The sequence below is a fragment of the Streptomyces venezuelae genome (assembly GCF_008642335.1).
GTDB lineage: Bacteria > Actinomycetota > Actinomycetes > Streptomycetales > Streptomycetaceae > Streptomyces > Streptomyces venezuelae_F.
On record NZ_CP029191.1, the window covers coordinates 3,037,086 to 3,056,946 of the forward strand.

Genomic DNA, 19,861 nt, shown 5'->3' on the forward strand with positions numbered 1-19,861 from the left:
CACGTCGGCTAGTTGCCGTTGAGCTTGCCGAGCCACTCACTGATCTTGTCGTACCCGTCCGAGAGCTGGCCCCAGAAGCTCTTCGTCGTACCGATCCAGTCCTGGAGCGGGCTGAACTCCCAGACCAGCCAGCTCGCCACGAAGAGGATGACGATCGTGAAGAGGCAGCCCTTGAGGCAGCCGAGGCCCGGGATCTTCATCGGGTTGGCGCTGCGCTGCCTCGGCTGACGCGGCTCGCGGGGCTCCCGCGTGGGGCGCGGTGCGGGCTGCTGCGGCGGCGGGGCCTGCGGCGGCGCCGCGTACTGCTGCGGCTGGTGCTGGGGCTGGTACTGCTGCTGGGGCGCCGGCGCGTACTGCTGGCGCTGCTGCCGCTGGCCGCGCGGCTGCTGCGGCGCGTACTGCTGCGGGTGCGGCTGTTGCTGCTGGGGGCGGGCGACCTGCCGCTGGGGGCGGCGGCGCAGCGGGTCCTGCTCGGGGTCCAGGTGCGCCTGGTACTGCGTCTGTTCGTTGCGGTCGCGGGCCGCGGCCATCTGGCTCTGCCAGGGATGCGGGTCGTTGGGGTCCCCGCCGGGGCCGTTCTGCGGGACCGGCGGCATGACGGCGGTCGGGTCGGCGTTGCCGCCGCGGTTGTTCGGCAGGACGGAGGTCGGGTCGGCGTCGCCCGTGCCGGATCCGTGGCCGCCGGTGCTCTGCATGACGCTGGTCGCGGCGTTCGGGTCGTACGAGCCCGCGTTGCTCGGCAGCACCTGCGTCGGGTCGGCCGCGCCCGGGGTCTCCGGGACGTGGGCCGGCGACGGGTCGGGCATGAGCAGCGCGCCGACGCCCTCCGCGGCGGCGATCTGCGCCGGGGTGGAGTGCACGCCGACGCCCTCGGCGACGGCGCGCAGGCCGCGGGCGAGGTTCTCGGCGCTGGGGCGGCGGTCCGGGTCCTTGTCGAGGCAGCGCTCGATGACCGTCCACAGCGGGTCGGGAACGGTCGAGGGGCGGCGCGGCTCGGCGCTGAGGTGCTGGTGCAGGACTTCGAGGGCGGAGCCGCCGGAGAACGGCGGGCGCCCGGTGACGAGCTCGTACAGAAGGATGCCCGCGCCGTAGATGTCGACGGCGCTGGTCTGGGGGCGGCCCTCGGCGGACTCCGGCGCGACGTACGCGGGCGTGCCGACGAACTCGTGCGTACGGGTCAGGCCCGGGGAGTCCGCGAGGCGCGCGATGCCGAAGTCGGTGAGCATCGGGTGCATGCCCTGGCTGTCCTGCTTGAGGAGGACGTTGGCGGGCTTCAGGTCGCGGTGCACGACGCCGTCGGCGTGGCTGGCCGCGAGCGCGTCGGCGATCTGGGCGGTGAGCAGGGCCGCGGCGACCGGCGTGAACGGGCCGTTCTCGCGGAGGTAGCGGTGCAGGTCCGGGCCGTCGACGAGGTCCATGACCAGGGCGAGCAGATCGCCCTCGACGACCAGGTCGCGGGTGCGGACGATGTTCTCGTGCGTCAGCCTGAGCAGGACGGACCGCTCTCTGAGGAAGCGCATCACGACGTCCGCGTCGTTGGCGAGCTCTTCCTTGAGGACCTTGATCGCGACGGTCTCGCCGGGCTGGCCCGGGACGGCCGCTTCGGCGCCCGCGGTCTCCCGCTGGCGGGCTCGCCAGACGGTGCCCGTGGCGCCGCGCCCGAGCGGCTCCTCGAGCAGGTACTTGCTGCCTACCGGCCGCACGTCATGCGCTCCCTGCTGGTCTGGCTGGTCCCGACCCGGACGCTGGTCATGTCCGGGGGGCTGTCCGATGGTGTTCCGACCCACTGTAATGCCGTCGAACATGGCACCGGCCGGTCCGATTCCGCCCGGCCTTTTTCTTTCCGGGGCATTCCGGATCGTTGTTCGGTGGAAAGACGCTCGGCCGTGGCCATTGGTTGCCGAGTGGTTCCGAATCGGTCTCGCCGGGTGGTTCCGATTCGACCTTCGCTCAACAACGCCCGGAGATATCCGCAACGGTCCAAGCAGGCACTTTTCCGAGCAGAGCCGACCAATCAAGATCACTTACAGGTGGCCGCCGGGCGTGTTGTCAGTGGCAGGTGCGAGGATGCCTTCAGTACTGGCCGACGTGCCCGTGTGCGGTGGGGGGAATCACAGCGCGTGTCCCCGTGCCGGGCGCCCAGCGCAGAAGGGACCGCTGACGGCGATGCAGATCCGGCTGACCGTCCTCGGGCCGCGCAGCGGCCAGACCGAGCGGCAAGACCGCCCCGCGGCGGCGACCGGGCCCCAGGGTGCCTGTGACGTCCTGGTCACCGCGCCCGCCGGGACCGCGCTGGCCGCGGTGGCCTCCGGTCTGGCCACGACCGTGGCGGGCAGCGACGCCCCCCTCGTGCTGTACGCGGGCCCGGACCGCCTCGACGCCCAGCGCTGCACGCTCGGCGAGCCCCCCTTGATCGACGGAGCGGTGCTCTCGCTCGGCGCCCCCGCCGAGCCGGGGCCGGAACTCGCGGGCGCCGCCGCCCAGTTGCACGTGGTGGCGGGGCCGGACGCGGGCGGTGTCCATCTCCTGCACGGCGGCCGGATCCAGGTCGGCCGCTCCGCGGACGCGGACGTCCCGCTGGACGACCCGGACGTCTCCCGCATGCACTGCGCGGTCACGCTCACCCCGGACGGCCGGGTGACGGTCACGGACCTGGGCTCGACGAACGGCACGGCGGTGGACGGCCTGGAGGTCACCGACCGTCCGGTGCGCCTCTCCCCCGGCTCCCTGCTCCGCATCGGCGAGTCCGCGCTCCGGCTGACGGACGGCGTCGGCGGCCCCGCGTCCGGCGCGGGCACGGCGCTCGCGACGGCGCCCGACGGCGAGGGCCACGTGCGCGTGCGGCCCGCGGGGACGGCCCCGCCCACCCTCGTGGAGGCGGCACCGAACGGCTCCGCCGCCCACCATGCGTACGGCCCGGCGGGCTGGGGCGCCGCGGGCGGCACCGGCACCGGAAGCGGCGGCGCGGGTACGTACGACACCGGCGCCCAGAACGCGCAGGGGGCGTACGGCGCCGGGCCTGCCCACGGCGCGCAGAGCCCCTACGGGGCGTACGGAACGCAGCCCGCGCCGGTCGACCACGGCATGCCCGGCGGCGTCGACCCCACCGCCGCCGCGAACCCCGTCGTGCCGCACCAGGGCAGCGCCCCCGATACCGAGCGGACCCGCACCGGCACCCCCGCGCGCGGGACGACCGTCCCGCGCAACCTCCGCAAGCGCGGCGGACTCTCGGCCTGGGCCCGACGGCTCAAGGGCGGCCGGGAGGGCGACCAGGGCCACGATCCGTACGATGGCCCGGACGGCCCCGACGAGTTCGAGGAGTACGGGGGATATGGGGAGTACGGAGAGTACGTAGCGCGCGACGGACACGGCGGGTCCCACGGGACGTACGCGGACGGCGGGCACGCCGGCGACCGCGGCGCCGGACCGCTCGGCCCCTCCCCCGAGGACCTCGCCATAACCGCGGCCGCCCGTACGCCCGAGGCGTGGCCCGATCCGGCCGCCCTGCTCCTCACCGCGCTCGGCCCCGGCCCCCGCCTCTGGGAGCGCGGCCCCGGCCACCCCGAGGCCCTCGCGGTGCGCCTCGGCACGGTCGACCGCGCCCTGCCCGCCGCCGACGGACGCGAAGGGCTGCTGCCCGCCGTCCCCGTCACGGTCGGGCTGCGCGAGGCCGGCTCGCTGGGCCTCGCCGGGCCCCGGGACCGGCTCACCGGCCTGGCCAGGGCGGTCGTCGCACAGCTCGCCGCGCTGCACTCCCCCGACTCCCTGGAGATCGTGCTCATCAGCACGGACCGGGCACGCCCCACGGCCGAGCGCACCGCCGAGTGGGCGTGGCTCGGCTGGCTCCCCCACCTGCGTCCCGCGCACGGCCAGGACTGCCGACTCCTCCTCGCCTACGACCGCGACCAGGCGGCGGCCCGCACGGACGAGTTGATCCGCCGCCTGGACGACCACATCGCCGACAGCGGCACGGGGCACGCGGGCACGGCCCCGACCGGCGCGCGCACGGTCGTCGTCGTCGACGGCGACCCCGGCTCCGCGGCCCTGCGCGAGTCCACCGTCCGGCTGGCCGGTGAGGGCGCGCGGGCCGGAATCCACGTGGTGTGCCTCGCGGAGACAGTCGCCGCGTCGCCCGCATCGCCGGTCCTCGACACGTACGAGGCGGCCTGCGCGGTGGCGCCCGCCTTCCGCGCGTGCGGGGCGGTCGCGCTGCTCAGCGGGGACGTGGCCACCGCGCTGCGGCTGATGCGGACGGCGGGCGGGCGGCCCGCGGGCCACGGCACCGTCGCCGCGGTGGACGCGGTGTCGGCGGCCTGGGCCGAGCGGTTCGCGCGAGCCCTCGCGCCGCTGCGTACGGACGGTACGACCGGCGAGGGCCACGCGCGCGTGTCCGCGCCGCTGCCCCAGTCGGCCCGGCTCCTCGACGAGCTGGGACTCGCCAGGGCCACGCCCGCCTCGCTCATGGCGCGGTGGGCGGCGGCCGCCGACGACCCCGAGGCCCTCGGCGGACGCGCCACGGCCGTGCTCGGCGCGGGCCCGCGCGGCCCGGTCGTCGCGGACCTCGGCGCGGAAGGCCCGCATCTGCTCGCGGAGGGCCCGGCGGGCAGTGGGCGTACGGAACTGCTGCGCTCCGTCGCCGCGTCCCTGGCGGCCGCCGAGCGCCCCGACCGGCTCGGCATCGTGCTCGTCGACGGGCGGGACGGTGTCGGTGCGGGCGGGGCGGTCGGGCGGCAGGGGACGGGGCTCGGTGTCTGTACGGACCTGCCGCACGTCACGACACATCTCGTCGCCAACGACCCGGTGCGGATGCGGGCGTTCGCGCAGTCGCTCGCCGCGGAGCTGAAGCGGCGGGCCGAGCTGCTCGGCAGGCTCGGGTTCGCCGAGTGGCACACGCGGCGGGAGGTGTCGGGACGGATGGTGACGCAACGGTCACAGTCGTCCGCGCCGGCCACGACGACGGCGTCCACCGCGCCGGCGTCCCCCCGCTCCGACGCCACGACCTCGGCTCGCTCAGAAGCGGCGACCCCGGCCTCCGCACGCCCCGAAACCACCCGCTCCGGGAACTCCCCCTCCGCGACCTCCCACCCCACGAACTCCCCCTCGGTGCCCTCCGCACGCTCCGGAGCCACGCCCTCGGCCACCCACCCCACGAACCCCACCTCCCCGGCCTCCGCACGCCCCGAAGCCACCCGTCCCACGAACTACCCGCCCGCGAACTCCCCCTCCGGAAACTCCCGCCCCACGAACTCCACCTCCCCGGCCTCCGCACGCCCCGAAGCCACCCACCCCACGAACCCCACCTCCGCGGCCACCCGCCCCGCGAACTCCCCCTCCCCGGCCTCCACCTCCCCAGCCCCGCCCGCGCCCTCCGTGCCCGCGCCCTCCGTGCCCGCGCAAGGGCTGGACGGAGACCTGGACCCGCCGCCCAGCGCCACCATGCGGCTGCGGCCCGCGTCGGCGCGGCAGCGGGTGGATCCTGGGCCGCCGCTGCCCCGGCTCGTCGTCCTCGTCGACGACTTCGACGCGCTGCTCTCGCCCGCGCTCGGGTCCCCGGGGCGGCCCGCGGCCGGTTCCGTCGTGCGCGCTCTTGAGGCGGTCGCGCGGGACGGGGAGCGTCTCGGCGTGCATCTCGTGGCGACCACCGGGCGCAGCGAGCGGGTCCTGGAGACCGAGCTCGGGCAGCGCGCGTCGCTGCACGTGGTCCTCGACGCGGTGGCGTCCGGGCCCGAGGAGCCCGCGCCCGGGCGGGGCGAGCTGCGCTCCCCGGACGGCCGGGCCACGGCTTTCCAGGCGGGCCGGGTCACGGGCCGCATTCCGCGTACGGCGACGCTGCGGCCGACGGTCGTGCCTCTGGAGTGGGAGCGGATGGGCGATCCGCCGGCCCGCCGCCCGGTGCGGGAGCTGGGCAACGGGCCGACCGACCTGGCCCTGCTGGCCAGCGCACTGGAGCGGGCGGCCCGCTCGGTCTCGGCGGACCAGGTGCCCTCGCTGCTCTGATATCAGGCACCCCGCCCCGACCGCCCCGGACCCCACAGCCCGTGCCGGAGCCAGGCAACAGGCCGACCGACCTCGCCCTCCTCACCAGCGCACTGGAGCGGGCGGCCCGCTCGGTCTCGGCGGACCAGGTGCCCTCGCTGCTCTGACATCAGGCACCCCGCCCCGACCGCCCCGGACCCCACAGCCCGTGCCGGAGTCAGGCAACAGGCCGACCGACCTCGCCCTCCTCGCCAGCGCACTGGAGCGAGCCGCCCGCTCCGTCTCCGCGGACCAGGTCCCCCCCCCTGCTCTGACACACCCCGCCCCGACCGCCCCGAACCTGACAGTCCGTGCAGCTCACCCCAAACCCCATGACGCCACGTCACAACGCCATCACGATCAGCGAGTTGACAGCGCAGGCCATCTTGCCGCCCCTCCCCGGGCGGGCGTAGACCAGACCGCACGGGACTCGCCAGGAAGAGAACGGGGCAGTGATGCGCAGCACTCTTCGTACACGCAGGGCACCGCTACATCGGCGTACCACCGCCAGAATCACCTCGGCCGTCGTCGCGGGCGCGCTCGCGTTCACCGTCACCGCGTGCGGCGGCGACGACAGCGGTGACGAGGACAAGGGGGACAAGGGGACGGACGGCGGCACCGCATCGTCGCTGCAGCTGCCCAAGCTCGACGGGGAGAGCGTGTCCGTGGCCGCCGTCTGGGGCGGTGCGGAGCGCAAGGTGTTCCTGAAGGTTCTCGACGAGTTCGAGAAGCGGACGGGCGCCAGTGTCTCCTTCGTACCCGCGCAGGACCCCATCATCAGCTTCCTGGAGTCGAAGGTCGCCGGCGGCCAGCCGCCGGACGTCGCGATGCTGCCGCAGGTCGGCGCGATCGAGCAGGCCGTGGCGAACAAGTGGGCGAAGCCGGTCGGCGCCGAGGCGCAGAAGCAGCTCGACAAGAACTACTCGAAGGGGTGGCAGGAGCTCGGCGCGGTCGACGGCAAGCAGTACGGCGTCTACTTCAAGGCCGCCAACAAGTCGCTGGTCTGGTACAACACCGAGGTCTTCGACAACGCGGGCGTCGAGGAGCCGAAGACCTGGGACGCGTTCATGAAGACCGCCCAGACCGTCTACGACTCCGGTGTGCCGCCGGTATCGGTCGCGGGCGCCGACGCGTGGACCCTCACCGACTGGTTCGAGAACATCTACCTCTCGCAGGCGGGCCCGGAGAAGTACGACCAGCTCGCCGAGCACAAGATCAAGTGGACGGATCCGTCCGTCAAGAAGGCGCTGAGCACCTTGGGCGAGGTGTTCGGCACCAAGGGGTTCGTCGCGGGTGGCGCGAAGGGCGCGCTGCAGACCGAGTTCCCGGTGTCGGTGAAGCAGACGTTCACCGGCGGCGACCAGCCCAAGGCGGGCATGGTCTTCGAGGGCGACATGGTCTCGCTCGCCATCTCGGAGACGAAGGCGAAGGTGGGGACGGACGCCAAGGTGTTCGCCTTCCCGGCGGTCGGCGACGAGTCCCCGGCCGTGGTCGGCGGTGACGCCGCCGTCGCTCTGAAGGGCAGCAAGGGTGCGCAGGCGCTGCTCACGTTCCTGGGCTCGCCCGACGCGGCGAAGATCTGGGCCGAGGCGGGCGGCTTCATCTCGCCGAACAAGAACCTGGACATGTCGGCGTACCCGAACGACGTGCAGCGCAACATCGCGAAGAACCTGATCGCGGCGGGCGACGACATCCGCTTCGACATGTCCGACCAGGCCCCCCAGTCCTTCGGCGGCACGCCGGGCAAGGGCGAGTGGAAGGCGCTGCAGGACTTCCTGGCGAACCCCAAGGACGTCGCGGGCACGCAGAAGGTGCTGGAGACCGCCGCGGCCAAGGCGTACAAGGACTGACGCGGTGGCGTCCGAGAACGCCGGGGGTGCGCCGGAGATGGCGCCGCCCCCGGCCCCGACCCCGCGCAGGAGCGTGACCGGGACGCGCAAGGCCATGGCGGTGCTCTTTCTGCTGCCTGCCATGGTGCTGCTCGGCGCGCTCGTCCTGTACCCGATCGGGTACTCGTTCTTCCGCAGTTTCTTCGACGACTCGGGCGACTTCACCGCGTTCGGCAACTACAAGACCCTCTTCACGGATGACGGCATCCGCACGGCCATCAAGAACAACGCGATCTGGGTGATCGTGGCGCCCACGGTCGCCACGATCCTCGGTCTGATCTTCGCGGTCCTGACCGAACGGGTGCGCTGGGGAACGGCGTTCAAGCTCGTCATCTTCATGCCGATGGCGATCTCGATGCTGGCCGCGGGCATCATCTTCCGGCTCGTGTACGAGTCGGACCCGGACCGCGGTGTCGCCAACGCCGTGATGGTGAGCGTGCACGACACGTTCTCCGAGGCGTCGGCGTTCCCGCAGGCGCATCCGAGCACCGCGTCGCCGCTGAAGAACGCGGGCGGCGGCGCCTTCATCACCAAGGAGCCGGTGAAGGCGGGCACGCCCGTGGTGCTGCCGCTGACGGGTGTGCCGCCGGACCAGATGCCGGACGACGCGAAAGCGGCGCGGCCCGCCGAGGCCGACCCGCAGCAGGTCACGGGCACGGCCTGGCAGGACTTCACGCGCGGCAAGGGGCGCGGGAAGGCGAACGCACCCGACAGCGCGGAGTTCGGTTATCCCGGCATCAAGATCGAGGCGGTCAAGAACGGTGAGGTGGTGGCGTCCACCGAGGCGGCGGACGACGGCACGTTCGCGCTGCCGAAGGAGGCGGACGGCGCCCAGCTGCGGTATCCGGCGTCCAATTTCCGCGAGGCGTACAACGGCATCGACTGGCTGGGTCCCACGCTGATCACGCCCTCGATCATCGGCTCGTACCTGTGGATGTGGGCGGGGTTCGCGATGGTGCTGATCGCGGCGGGCCTGGCGAGCGTGCCGCGTGAGCTGCTCGAGGCGGCGCGGGTGGACGGCGCCAACGAGTGGCAGGTGTTCCGGCGGGTGACGGTGCCGCTGCTCGCCCCGGTCCTCGCGGTGGTCCTGGTCACGCTCATGATCAACGTACTGAAGATCTTCGACCTGGTCTTCGTGATCCCGCCGGGCTCGTCGAAGGACGAGGCGAACGTGCTCGCGGTCCAGCTGTACAACTCGGCGTTCCTGGACAAGGAAAACGGTGTGGCCAGCGCCATCGCGATGCTGCTCTTCCTGCTCGTGATCCCCGTGATGCTGTTCAACATTCGGCGGATGAGGCGGGAGGCGCGACGGTGACCGCTGAGACCGAGATCGTGAAGGCCAGGCAGTCGGTCGGGGGGCGTGTCGCGTCCCTGCTCGGCAGCACCGCGCTGCGGGTGTTCCTGGTGCTTGTGGGGCTGTTCTGGCTGGTGCCGACGATCGGCCTGCTCATCGGCTCGTTCCGCACGCCGGAGGACATGAGCGAGAGCGGCTGGTGGAAGGCGTTGAGCGCGCCCTCGCAGCTGACCTTCGACAACTACACGACGCTCCTCAAGGACGAGACGATCACCGACTCGATCCTGTCGAGCATCATGATCACCGTCCCTGCCACCCTGCTCGTGGTCGTCATCGGCTCGCTCGCCGGCTACGCCTTCGCGTGGATGGAGTTCCCGGGCCGCGACTGGTGGTTCATCGGCGTGGTCGCGCTGCTCGTCGTCCCGGTGCAGGTGGCGCTCGTGCCGATCGCCGATCTCTTCGGCAAGATCGGCATCTTCGAGACCACGATCGGCGTGATCACCTTCCATGTGGCGTTCGGCCTGCCGTTCGCGATCTTCCTTCTGCGGAACTTCTTCGCGGAGATCCCGCGTGAACTCCTGGAGGCGGCGCGGCTCGACGGGGCGGGCGAGCTGCGGCTCTTCGTGCGCGTCGTGATGCCGCTCGGGGCGCCCGCGATCGCCTCGCTCGGCATCTTCCAGTTCCTGTGGGTCTGGAACGACATGCTGATCGCGCTGATCTTCGCCGACTCCAAGAACCCGCCGATCACGGTCGCGCTCCAGCAGCAGGTGCGGTTCTTCGGCGACAACGTGCAGATCCTGGCGCCCGGCGCGTTCATCTCGATGGTGATCCCGCTGGCCGTGTTCTTCGCGTTCCAGCGGCAGTTCGTGTCCGGGGTGATGGCGGGCGCGGTGAAGTAGCGGTACGACGAGCGGTACCGGCGCGACGCGCGGTATCAGAAGGGGCGGCTCGGGCGGGTTGACCGGGCCGCCTCTCCGCGTTCATCCCCCGGATGCCACAGTCGGCGTAACGCGATCACCTCCGTGGGCGTTTTAGGGCAGTATGACCGCGCCGACCCATGGATGTGCCTTGCCCCGGTTCAGTGTCATCGTCCCCGCATACCGGGTGCAGGCGTATGTGCACGAGTGCCTGGGCTCCGTCCTCGCACAGTCCTTCACCGACTTCGAGCTGATCGCGGTCGACGACTGCTCGCCGGACGCGAGCGGCGCGATCATCGACGAGTTCGCCGCACGGGACGCGCGCGTGAAGGCCGTTCACCTCAAGGAGAACGTCGGTCTCGGCCGGGCCCGCAACGCCGGCATGGAGCACGCCACCGGCGACTATCTGATCTTCCTGGACAGCGACGACACCCTGACCCCCGGCTCCCTGCACGCCATCTCCGACCGCATCAAGGAGACCGGCGAGCCCGACGTCCTGATCTACGACTACGCGCGCACCTTCTGGTCCGGCGACGCCGTCCGCAACCAGTTCGCCGCTTATCTCACCGAGGAGGGCGCCGCCCCCTTCCGCCTCGCCGACCGGCCGGGGCTCCTCAAGGTCCTCATGGTCGCCTGGAACAAGGCGCACCGCCGTGACTTCATCGAGCGCGAGGGCTTCACCTTCCCGCCCGGCTACTACGAGGACACGCCCTGGACGTATCCGCTCCTGATGACGGCGGACACCATGGCCACCCTCGACCGGGTCTGCGTGCACTACCGCCAGCGCCGCCAGGGCAACATCCTGGGCACCACGAGCCTCAAGCACTTCGACATCTTCGACCAGTACGACCGGGTCTTCGCGTTCCTCGACGAGCACCCCGAGCTGTCCGCGGCGTGGCGGCCCGTGATGTTCCGGCGCATGGTCGACCACCTGTCGACGATCTTCACGAAGCGGGGCAGGCTGCCGCGCGGCTCCCGCGCCACGTTCCTGCGCCGGGCCCGCTCCCACTACCGGCGCCACCGCGCCCCGGGCGCCCCCGTGCCCGCCCGCACCCGGCTGCGGCACGGCCTGGTGCGGCTCGGTTCGCACCGCACGTACACGAGCCTGTGGACGGCTCTGCGGCTGCGTGCCCGCGCCCGGCAATTCGTTTCGTACGCGGTCCGCCGCACCAAGGGCGCCCTGCTCCAGCTGCACTACCGCGTCCAGCTGCGGCTGCCCGTGCGCGACCGGCACGCCGTCTTCTCCTCGTACTGGGGACGTGGCTACGGCTGCAATCCGGGCGCTCTGGAGGCCGCGATGCGCGAGCTGGTGCCGGGGGTGAGCACCGCGTGGATCGCGCATCCGCGGCACCACCACACGATCCCGGCGGCGACGCGCAGGCTGCGGCCCGGTTCGGCCGCGTACTGGACGGCGCTCGCCCGCTCGAAGTACCTCGTCAACAACGTCAACTTCGACCGCAGGCTGGTCAAGCGGCGCGGGCAGGTCCTCGTCCAGACCCAGCACGGCACGCCCCTCAAGCACATGGGCCTCGACCTCCAGGAGCGCCCGGCGGCCGCGCGCGGCATGGACTTCGCCGCGCTGCTGCGCAACGTCGACAAATGGGACTACGTGCTGTCGTCGAACCGGCACTCGACACTCGTGTGGGAACGGGTGTTCCCCGCCGGGTACACGACGCTCGAGTACGGCTACCCCCGCAACGACCGCTTTCAGAAAGCGACTTCCGCCGACGTCGCCCGCCTGCGCCAGAGCCTCGGCATCCCGCACGGCGCGGTCGCCGTCCTGTACGCGCCGACCCACCGCGACTACCGCCGCAGCCAGCTCCGCGCCCTCGACCTGGAGCGGATGCTGCGCGCGCTCGGCCCGCGGTTCGTGGTCCTGACCCGCGCGCACCACTTCTACGAGGCACCTCTGGCCGCCGGCGGTGAGCAGCCGTCCGGGCGGCTCATCGACGTGTCGGACCACCCGAGCGTCGAGTCGCTCTGCCTCGCCTCCGACGCGCTGGTCACCGACTACTCGTCCCTGATGTTCGACTACGCCAACCTCGACCGGCCCATCGTGCTGCACGCCGACGACTGGGAGGCCTACGAGGCGGCCCGCGGCACCTACTTCGACGTGCGCGCGTTCCCGCCGGGCGCCGTCGCGCGCAGCGAGGACGAGCTCACCGACATCTTCGCCACCGGACACTGGGCGGGCTCGCGCTCGGCGCAGCTGCGGCGGGCGTTCCGCGAGCGGTTCTGCGCGTACGACGACGGGCGCGCCGCGGAGCGCGTGGTGCGGCACGTGGTGCTCGGCGAGCAGGGCGGGCTGCCGTCCGTGGTGCCCCTGGAGGAGCGGCATCCGGTGCCGGGGGGTGCGCCGCGGCCCGATCGGGTGCCGTACTCGGGGCTGCAGCGGTCCCCGCGCCTGTGATCCGCGCCTGTGATCCGCGCCGAGCGAACCACCACTGAGAGAGGCCGTCTTGCCGCGCTTCAGCATCATCGTCCCCACCCACGACGTGGCGGGGCGGCTCACCGGCTGCCTCGCCTCCGTGCTCGGCCAGTCCTGCGCCGACTTCGAGGTGATCGCGGTCGTCGACTCCCTCGACGAGGAGGCAGGGCCGGGTCCGGCGATCGCCGCCGAGCACGCGGCGCGCGATCCGCGGGTGCGCCGCACCCAGTCCCCGCCCGACGCGGGTCTGCCGGGGGCGCGGAACGCCGGGACGGACGCGGCGGCCGGTGACTACCTGCTCTTCCTCGACGGCGACGACACGCTCACCCCGGGCACTCTCGCGGCGCTCGACGCCCGCCTCTCCGCGTGCGACGACCCGGACCTGCTGTTCTTCGACCACGAGCGCGTGCACTGGTTCGAGGGCGGTGAGGGCCCGGTCCTCGAACGGCTGTGGGCGGGCGCTCCCCCGGGCACGTTCACCGTGGCCGAGCACACGGCGCTGCCCGACCCGCTGGTCCCCGCGTTCTCCGTCGCGCACCGGCGCGCCTTCGTGGCCGAGCACGGCCTCGTCTTCACACCCGGCATGTTCACGGACATGGTGTGGGGCCTGCAGTGCGTGCTGCGGGCGGGGCGGATCGCCGTGCTCGACCGGGTGTGCGTACGCCATCTGCTGCGCCGCCAGGGCGCACGGCACCGCGCCCCCGGCCTCCACCACATGGACCTGCTCGACCGGTTCGGGCGCGCGATGACCGACGCCGTCGCGCTCGACGTGCCCGCGCCCGTCGTCGCGCGGGTCTTCCGCAGGTGCACGCACGAGCTGCTCAAGGCGGCGTCCACGCCCGCGCGGCTGCCCTCGGCGCGGCTGCGGCGGCACTTCTTCCGGCGGGCCGCACGGCTGTACCGGCTGCACAGGCCGGCCGGGTTCCGGCCGCCCGCGGGGAGCCTCGGGGTGCAGCACCGGCTGCTGGGGGCGGGTGCGTACGGCGCGTTCTGCGTGCTGCGCGGGATCAAGTCCCGTCTCGCGGGCGGGCTTTCGGTGCTGCGGGAGGTGTGGGGGAAGGTCGGGCGCAGGCTGCCGGGCCGCAACGCGTACGCCGCCTTCCTGCGGCAGCCCGTGGACGAACGGCTCGCCGTGTTCTCCGCGTACTGGGGGCGCGGCTACTCCTGCAACCCGGCGGCGATCCACGCCAAGGCGCGGGAGCTGGCCCCGCACATCAGGACGGTGTTCCTGGTCTCCGGCGCGACGGCGGCCGCGGGCCTCCCCGAAGGGGTCGAGGGCGTGGAGATCGGCAGCCGCCGCTACTGGGAGGTCATGGCGAGGGCCAAGTACACCTTCAACAACGTCAACTTCGAGATGGCCGTCAAGAAGCGCCCCGGCACCGTCCACGTGCAGACCCAGCACGGCACCCCGCTGAAGCGGATGGGCGTGGACCAGGCGGACTTCCCCGCCACCGCGGCGGCCGCCGGACCCCTCGGCAAGCTCCTGCAGCGCGTCGACCGCTGGGACTTCAACGTGTCCTCCAACCGGCACTCGACGGAGGTGTGGGAGCGCGCGTACCCGGGCGCGTACGAGAGTCTCGACGTCGGCTATCCCCGCAACGACGCCTTCTACCGCGCCTCCGCCGACGACGTGAGCGCCCTGCGGACGCGGCTCGGAGTCCCCGAGGGCCGCATCGCCGTGCTGTACGCGCCGACCCACCGCGACTACCGCACCGACTTCGCCGCCCAGCTCGACCTGCCCGCGTTCTGCGACGCGCTCGGCGAGGAGTTCGTGGTGCTGCTCCGCGCCCATCACCTGTACGAGGGGTCGGCGGGGCTCGACGAGGTGGTGCGCTCCGGGAAGCTGATCGACGTGACGGCGCACCGCTCCCCCGAGGAGGTGTGCCTGGCCTCGGACGCGCTGGTCACGGACTACTCGTCGATCATGTTCGACTACGCCAATCTGGACCGCCCGATCGTGGTCTACGCCGACGACTGGGACGTCTACCGCGAGACGCGCGGCGTGTACTTCGACCTCCTCGCCGAGCCGCCGGGCGTCGTGGCCCGCACCCCGGACGAGCTGGCGGAAGCGTTCCGGTCCGGCGCGTGGGACGGCCCGCGGGCGGGGGCGCTGCGGGCCGCGTTCCGCGAGCGGTTCTGCGACCTGGACGACGGGCTCGCCGCCGAGCGGGTGGTGCGGCGGGTCCTGCTCGGGGAGCCCGTGGAGCGGCTGCCGCCGGTCGTCCCGCTGCGCGACCGCGTCCCGGCACCGGCGGCGCCCCGCGTGCCGCAGCGCAGGCCGTAGCGCCCATCCGTCCCGCGGCGCAGGCCGACCGCCCGTCCGTCCCGACCGGAGGAAGAACCCGTGCCTCGTTTCAGCATCATCGTCCCCGTCTTCAAGGTGCAGGGCTTCCTGCGCGCGTGCCTCGACTCGGTCCTGACGCAGTCGTTCACCGACATCGAGGTCATCGCGGTCGACGACTGCTCACCCGATCACTGCGGCGCCATCGTCGACGAGTACGCGGCGGCCGACTCCCGGGTCCGCGCGGTCCACCTCGCGGAGAACGCCGGGCTCGGCGGGGCGCGCAACGCCGGAGTCACCTACGCCACCGGCGACTACCTCCTGTTCCTCGACAGCGACGACAGCTACACGCCCGGCGCGCTCGCGGCGATCGACGAGCGGCTCCGCGTCACCGCGGACCCCGACGTGCTGGTCTTCGACCACGTCCGCACGCACTGGTGGGGCCCCGGCGGCCCGAGCATGACGGCGGACCTGCTCGCCTCCGCGGGCACGGGCACGTTCGACATCCTGGGCAGCCCGCAGTACCTGCACCTGTTCCTGGTCGCCTGGAACAAGGCGTACCGGCGCGACTTCTTCACCGGCCACGGATTCACGTACCGCAAGGGGCTCTACGAGGACGCCCCCGTCACCTATCAGGCGCTGGTCTCCGCGCGCCGCATCGGCTGTCTGGACCGGGTGTGCGTGGAGTACCGCCAGCGCAGGCAGGGCGCGATCACCCGCACGCCGGGGCGCAGGCACTTCGACATCTTTCCGCAGTACGAGGCGCTGTTCGCGTACCTCGACGCGCACCCGGAGCACGATGCCGCACGGCCGCTGCTGTTCGAGCGGACGATCAACCACTTCCTGACGACGCTGCCGAACACCGAGCGCGTCCCCGCCGAGGACCGCGGCGACTTCTACCGCATGATCGTCGACTTCCACCGGCGCCACCGGCCGCCCGGGTTCACCCCGCCCGACGACGCCCACCGGCTCCAGTGGCGGCTCGCGGCGAGCAGCCCGTACGCCGTGTTCCGGGCCGCGGCGGTGGCGCAGTCGGTCATCGCGGCCGCGCGGGAGAAGAAGCAGCGGCTGCGCGGGGAGGCCGCGAGGAGGGTGAAGAGGACCTTCACGCGCGTGCAGCGCGCCCATCCGCTGGACCCGGACCTCGCCGTGTACTCGGCGTTCTCGCACCGCGGTCTGCTCGGCGACCCGGCCGCCGTCCACCAGGCGGCCGGGCTCGTCGCACCGCACGTCAGGGCCGTGTGGGTGGTGCGCCCCGACACGCTCGACCGGATGCCGAGGGGCGTCGACTGCGTGCTGCCCGACACCCCGGCCTACCACCGGGTGATGAGCCGGGCGACGTACTTCGTCAGCAACGTCAACTGGGCGCCCGGCCTGGTGAAGCGCGAGGGTCAGATCCACGTGCAGACCCACCGGGGCACCCCGCTCAAGCACATGGGCATCGACCTCCTGGGCCGCCCCGCCGCGACCCACCGCCTGAACCTGCGCGGCCAGTTGTGGCGCGCGGACCGCTGGGACTACAGCCTCGTGTCGGGCCGCCACGCGGAACGCGCCTGGGCGAGCGCCTACCCCTGCCGCTTCACCTCGCTGCCGACCGGCGCGCCCCGCAACGACGTCCTCGTCCAGGGCGACCCGCTGCGCGGCGTGGCGGTGCGCAGGCGGCTCGGCATCCCCGACGGCGGCACGGTGGTCCTGTACGCGCCGACGCCCCGCGACCACCGCAAGGGGTACGAGCCGCGCGTCGACTTCGAGCGGCTGGTCCGCGAGGCGGGCCCCGGGGTCACGCTCCTGGTGCGGCTGCACCCGCAGTACGCCCACGCCGCCGTGCGCGGCCTCGAACTGCGCGACCTGGAGCGGCGCGGCGTGCTGCGCGACGTCACGGACGAGCCGTCCGTCGAGGACCTGATGCTCGCCTCCGACGCGCTGGTCACGGACTACTCGTCCCTGATGTTCGACTACGCGTGCCTGGACCGCCCGATCGTCGTCCACGCCGACGACTGGGAGACCTTCCAGGTCACCCGCGGCACGTACGTCGACCTCCTCGCGACCCCGCCTGGCCACGTCACCACGAGCACGTCACGGCTGGCGGACCTGTTCGCCTCCGGCACGTGGCGCGACGCACGCTCCGCCGCGCTGCGCGCCGCGTTCCGCGCCCGTTTCTGCGAGTACGAGGACGGCAACGCGGCCGCGCGTGTGGTGTCCCTGGTCATGCTCGGCCGCGAGTACCCGCCGCCGGCGTTCCCGCAGCAGGACCCTGGCCGCCTCCGGGAGGCCGCCTCCACCATCCTGTCGAACAGCACGCGATGAGCGGTACGAGGACTGCTCCTGCCGTGGACATCCCGGGGCAGCCGGCACGTGCCGCCCGTGCGGGCACCCCGAAGGGCGCCGCCTCCCCCTGGTGGGCCGACGCGGCGGCGGTCGTCGGGGGCGGCGTCTTGGTCGCCCTGCACGGGTCGCGGCTCGGCCGGTGGGTGGTCGACGACGCGGCGATCACCTTCGCGTACGCGCGCAGCATCGACGAAGGGCTCGGCCCGGTCCAGCAAGCGGGCGCCGCGCCCGTCGAGGGCTACTCCAACCCCGCCTGGCTCGCGCTCCTCGTCGCGGGCCGCCGCCTCGGCCTCTTCGACCACAGGGCCGTCTCCGGCATCCCGGATCTGGTCCTCTACCCCAAAGCGCTCGGCCTGCTCTGCGTCCTCGGAACCCTGACCGCCGTCGCCTGCGCCGCCCGACGCCTGGTGACCCGCTCCTGGCCGGTCACGGCCCTGGCCGGGCTGCTGCTCGGTGCCAACGTCTCCTTCGTGGCCTGGACGTTCTCGGGCCTGGAGAATCCGCTGTACGCGTGTGCCGCCACGGTTCTGGCGGCCGTGCTCGTACGGGCCGTCACCGCGGGGAACCTGCTCGGCGCGGGACCCGCCGTGGCCTCCGGCCTGCTCGCCCTGGTGGCCGCGCTGACCCGCCCGGACGGCGCGGTGCTGGCGGGCGCGTACCCGCTGCTGGTCGCGCTGGCCACGGGCCGCACGGTGCTGCGGCTGCGAGTGCGGGCCCTCGCACTCGGCGTCGGCGCCTTTGTCGTGCCCTACGCGCTCTTCCTCGCCTGGCGTCTCGCCGTCTTCGGGCGGCTCGTGCCCAACACCGCCGTCGCCAAGGCCCAGGAGCCGCCCGACGCCGAGCTGTTCAGCCGGACCACCGGTGAGCTCCTCACCTTCGCGGGGTGGCCCGCCGTGCTCGTGACGGCCGCGCTCCTCGGTGTCGCGCTCTCCCGGCGCGACATGCCACGCGCCGCGCTCGCGGCGGTCGTCCTGCCGCTGGCCCTCACCCTGTGCGCGTACGGCGTCCTTGAGCCGGACTGGATGGGCATGCACCGGTTCGCGACGCCCGTGTGGCCGCTGGGCGCGCTGGCGCTCGCCGCGGCCGCCGTGGGCCTCGCCGAGCGCGGCGGACCGCGCCCGCGGGCCGCCGTCGCGGTGGCCCTCGGCACGACGCTGCTCCTGTCGTGGTCGGCGCAGCGCGAGAGCGCGGCCGCGTTCCGCGCCGAGCCCACACTGCCGATGTGCCTCGTCGTCAACCGCGACGGCGTCGTCTTCAACACGTACGCGGACCGGCTCGGTATCGAGGACGGCTCCGTCCTGCTGCCGAGTCTCGGCGGCACGCTGCTCACCAGCGACCTGACGGTGTACGACCTCGCGGGCCTCACCGAGCCGCGCATCGCGGACGCGCTGGCCGCGGGTGACACGGAGGGGCTGCGGACGTACGCGTTCCGGGAGTTGCGGCCCACCTTCGTGCACGCCGTCGGCGTCTGGGCGCGCAAGACCGGCATGACGGCGCCCCGGCTGACGGCGGAGGGCTACCTGCCGCTGTACCGCACGGCCGACGGCGGGGGCGACTGGGTGCGGGCCGACGCGGTGCGGCACCCGGAGCGTCTCGGGCCGCTCCGCGCATGGGCGGGCCGTGCCGTTCCCGCGGCGTACGAGACCGGGCGGGACCGCTGCGGTGGCGTCCTGCGGCCCGGACAGACAGCCACCCGACCCAGCCACTGACCGATCCGACCGACCGCACATCCCCGATGGAGGCCCCCTCATGACGACGACCAGCAGCGAGGCCGAACTGCCGCGCCCCACCACCCTGGAGGACGTGCCGGGCTGGTTCTGGCCCCTGGACCAGCGGCTGTTCGCCTGGTTCCTCGGCCAGGGCGCGGCCGGCAGCCCGCCGGGCGACCTCCTGGAGATGGGCTGCTACCTCGGCAAGAGCACGGTCGTCATGGGCCAGTTCCTGCGGCCCGGCGAGAAGATGACCGTCTGCGACCTCTTCGGGGCCGACGACGGCTACACCAAGGAGGCGACCAAGGCCTTCTACCAGAAGTCCCTGACCCGGCGCGCCTTCGAGGCCAACTACACGGCCTTCCACGACACGCTGCCCGCCCTGGTCGAGGGCCGCACCGACGTGCTGCCGGAGACCGTCGAGGACGCCTCGTGCCGGTTCGTCCACATCGACGCCTCGCACATGTACGACGACGTGCGCGACGACATCCGCACGGCGAAGAACGCGCTGCGGGAGGACGGCGTCCTCGTCCTCGACGACTACCGCACCGAACACACGCCCGGCGTCGCCGCCGCCACCTGGGAAGCCGTCTTCCGCCACGGGCTGCGGCCCGTCATGCTCTCCTCCAACAAGCTGTACGGCACCTGGGGCGATCCGGCGCCGCTGCGGGACGCGCTCCTCGAAGAGCTGCACGCCATGCCGAACTGCGCCCCGGAGATCCAGCACATCGCGGGACTCGACGTGCTGCGCGCCTCGCGGGCGAAGATCCCGGCACCCCACCTGGTCACGTCCCGCCATCCCGCACGTCCCGCCAGGCCCGCCCCCACCGCCGTCCCCGCACCCGCCGTCCCCGCGCCCGCCCTGCCCGCTCCCCGGCACCGGGGCGTCCGCAGGCTCGCCGTCGACCTGCTGCCGCCGGTGGTGACCCGGGCGGTACGCAAGGCCCGCCGCTGAACGTCACGACGGCGCCGGACCCCGGTGAGCCGCACCGGGCAGCTC

Annotated in this window: 10 protein-coding genes; 9 read left to right on the forward strand and 1 reads right to left on the reverse strand. The window is 73.3% G+C overall.

Features of this window, described 5'->3' with window-relative positions:
• Positions 1–8: 8 nt before the first annotated feature.
• Positions 9–1,703: a serine/threonine-protein kinase gene (locus DEJ49_RS13615; RefSeq protein WP_150184371.1), complete on the reverse strand. Its 1,695-nt coding sequence runs from the start codon at positions 1,701–1,703 to the stop codon at positions 9–11.
• Positions 1,704–2,166: 463 nt separating this feature from the next.
• On the opposite strand from DEJ49_RS13615, the gene DEJ49_RS13620 reads away from it, so the two are divergent.
• The 9 genes from DEJ49_RS13620 to DEJ49_RS13660 all read left to right on the forward strand — a co-directional run bounded on the left by DEJ49_RS13620 (position 2,167) and on the right by DEJ49_RS13660 (position 19,816).
• Positions 2,167–5,997: an FHA domain-containing protein gene (locus DEJ49_RS13620; protein ID WP_150184372.1), complete on the forward strand. Its 3,831-nt coding sequence runs from the start codon at positions 2,167–2,169 to the stop codon at positions 5,995–5,997.
• A 473-nt stretch (positions 5,998–6,470) separates the two neighbouring features.
• Positions 6,471–7,865, forward strand: coding sequence for an ABC transporter substrate-binding protein (locus tag DEJ49_RS13625; protein WP_150184373.1), 1,395 nt, complete (start codon positions 6,471–6,473; stop codon positions 7,863–7,865).
• Between the two features lie 73 nt (positions 7,866–7,938).
• Complete coding sequence (locus DEJ49_RS13630; RefSeq protein ID WP_150188212.1) at positions 7,939–9,219, forward strand: carbohydrate ABC transporter permease; 1,281 nt, start codon at positions 7,939–7,941, stop codon at positions 9,217–9,219.
• On the forward strand, positions 9,216–10,097 hold the full coding sequence (locus DEJ49_RS13635; RefSeq protein ID WP_150184374.1) for a carbohydrate ABC transporter permease: 882 nt from the start codon (positions 9,216–9,218) through the stop codon (positions 10,095–10,097). Before DEJ49_RS13630 ends, DEJ49_RS13635 begins: the two co-directional genes overlap by 4 nt.
• 169 nt (positions 10,098–10,266) lie before the next feature.
• Positions 10,267–12,525 (forward strand): CDP-glycerol:glycerophosphate glycerophosphotransferase, encoded by a 2,259-nt coding sequence (locus DEJ49_RS13640; protein ID WP_150184375.1) that lies wholly within the window; start codon positions 10,267–10,269, stop codon positions 12,523–12,525.
• 49 nt (positions 12,526–12,574) lie between these two features.
• Positions 12,575–14,827 carry a CDP-glycerol glycerophosphotransferase family protein gene (locus tag DEJ49_RS13645; RefSeq protein ID WP_150184376.1) on the forward strand — a complete coding sequence of 751 codons (2,253 nt, stop codon included), beginning with the start codon at positions 12,575–12,577 and terminating at the stop codon, positions 14,825–14,827.
• A gap of 60 nt (positions 14,828–14,887) precedes the next feature.
• Positions 14,888–17,131 carry a bifunctional glycosyltransferase family 2 protein/CDP-glycerol:glycerophosphate glycerophosphotransferase gene (locus DEJ49_RS13650; protein ID WP_150184377.1) on the forward strand — a complete coding sequence of 748 codons (2,244 nt, stop codon included), beginning with the start codon at positions 14,888–14,890 and terminating at the stop codon, positions 17,129–17,131.
• A gap of 23 nt (positions 17,132–17,154) precedes the next feature.
• Entirely contained in the window at positions 17,155–18,861 is a 1,707-nt protein-coding gene (locus DEJ49_RS13655; RefSeq protein ID WP_223832821.1) for a hypothetical protein, read from the forward strand.
• A 40-nt stretch (positions 18,862–18,901) separates the two neighbouring features.
• Entirely contained in the window at positions 18,902–19,816 is a 915-nt protein-coding gene (locus DEJ49_RS13660) for a class I SAM-dependent methyltransferase (protein WP_150184378.1), read from the forward strand.
• Positions 19,817–19,861 lie beyond the last annotated feature (45 nt).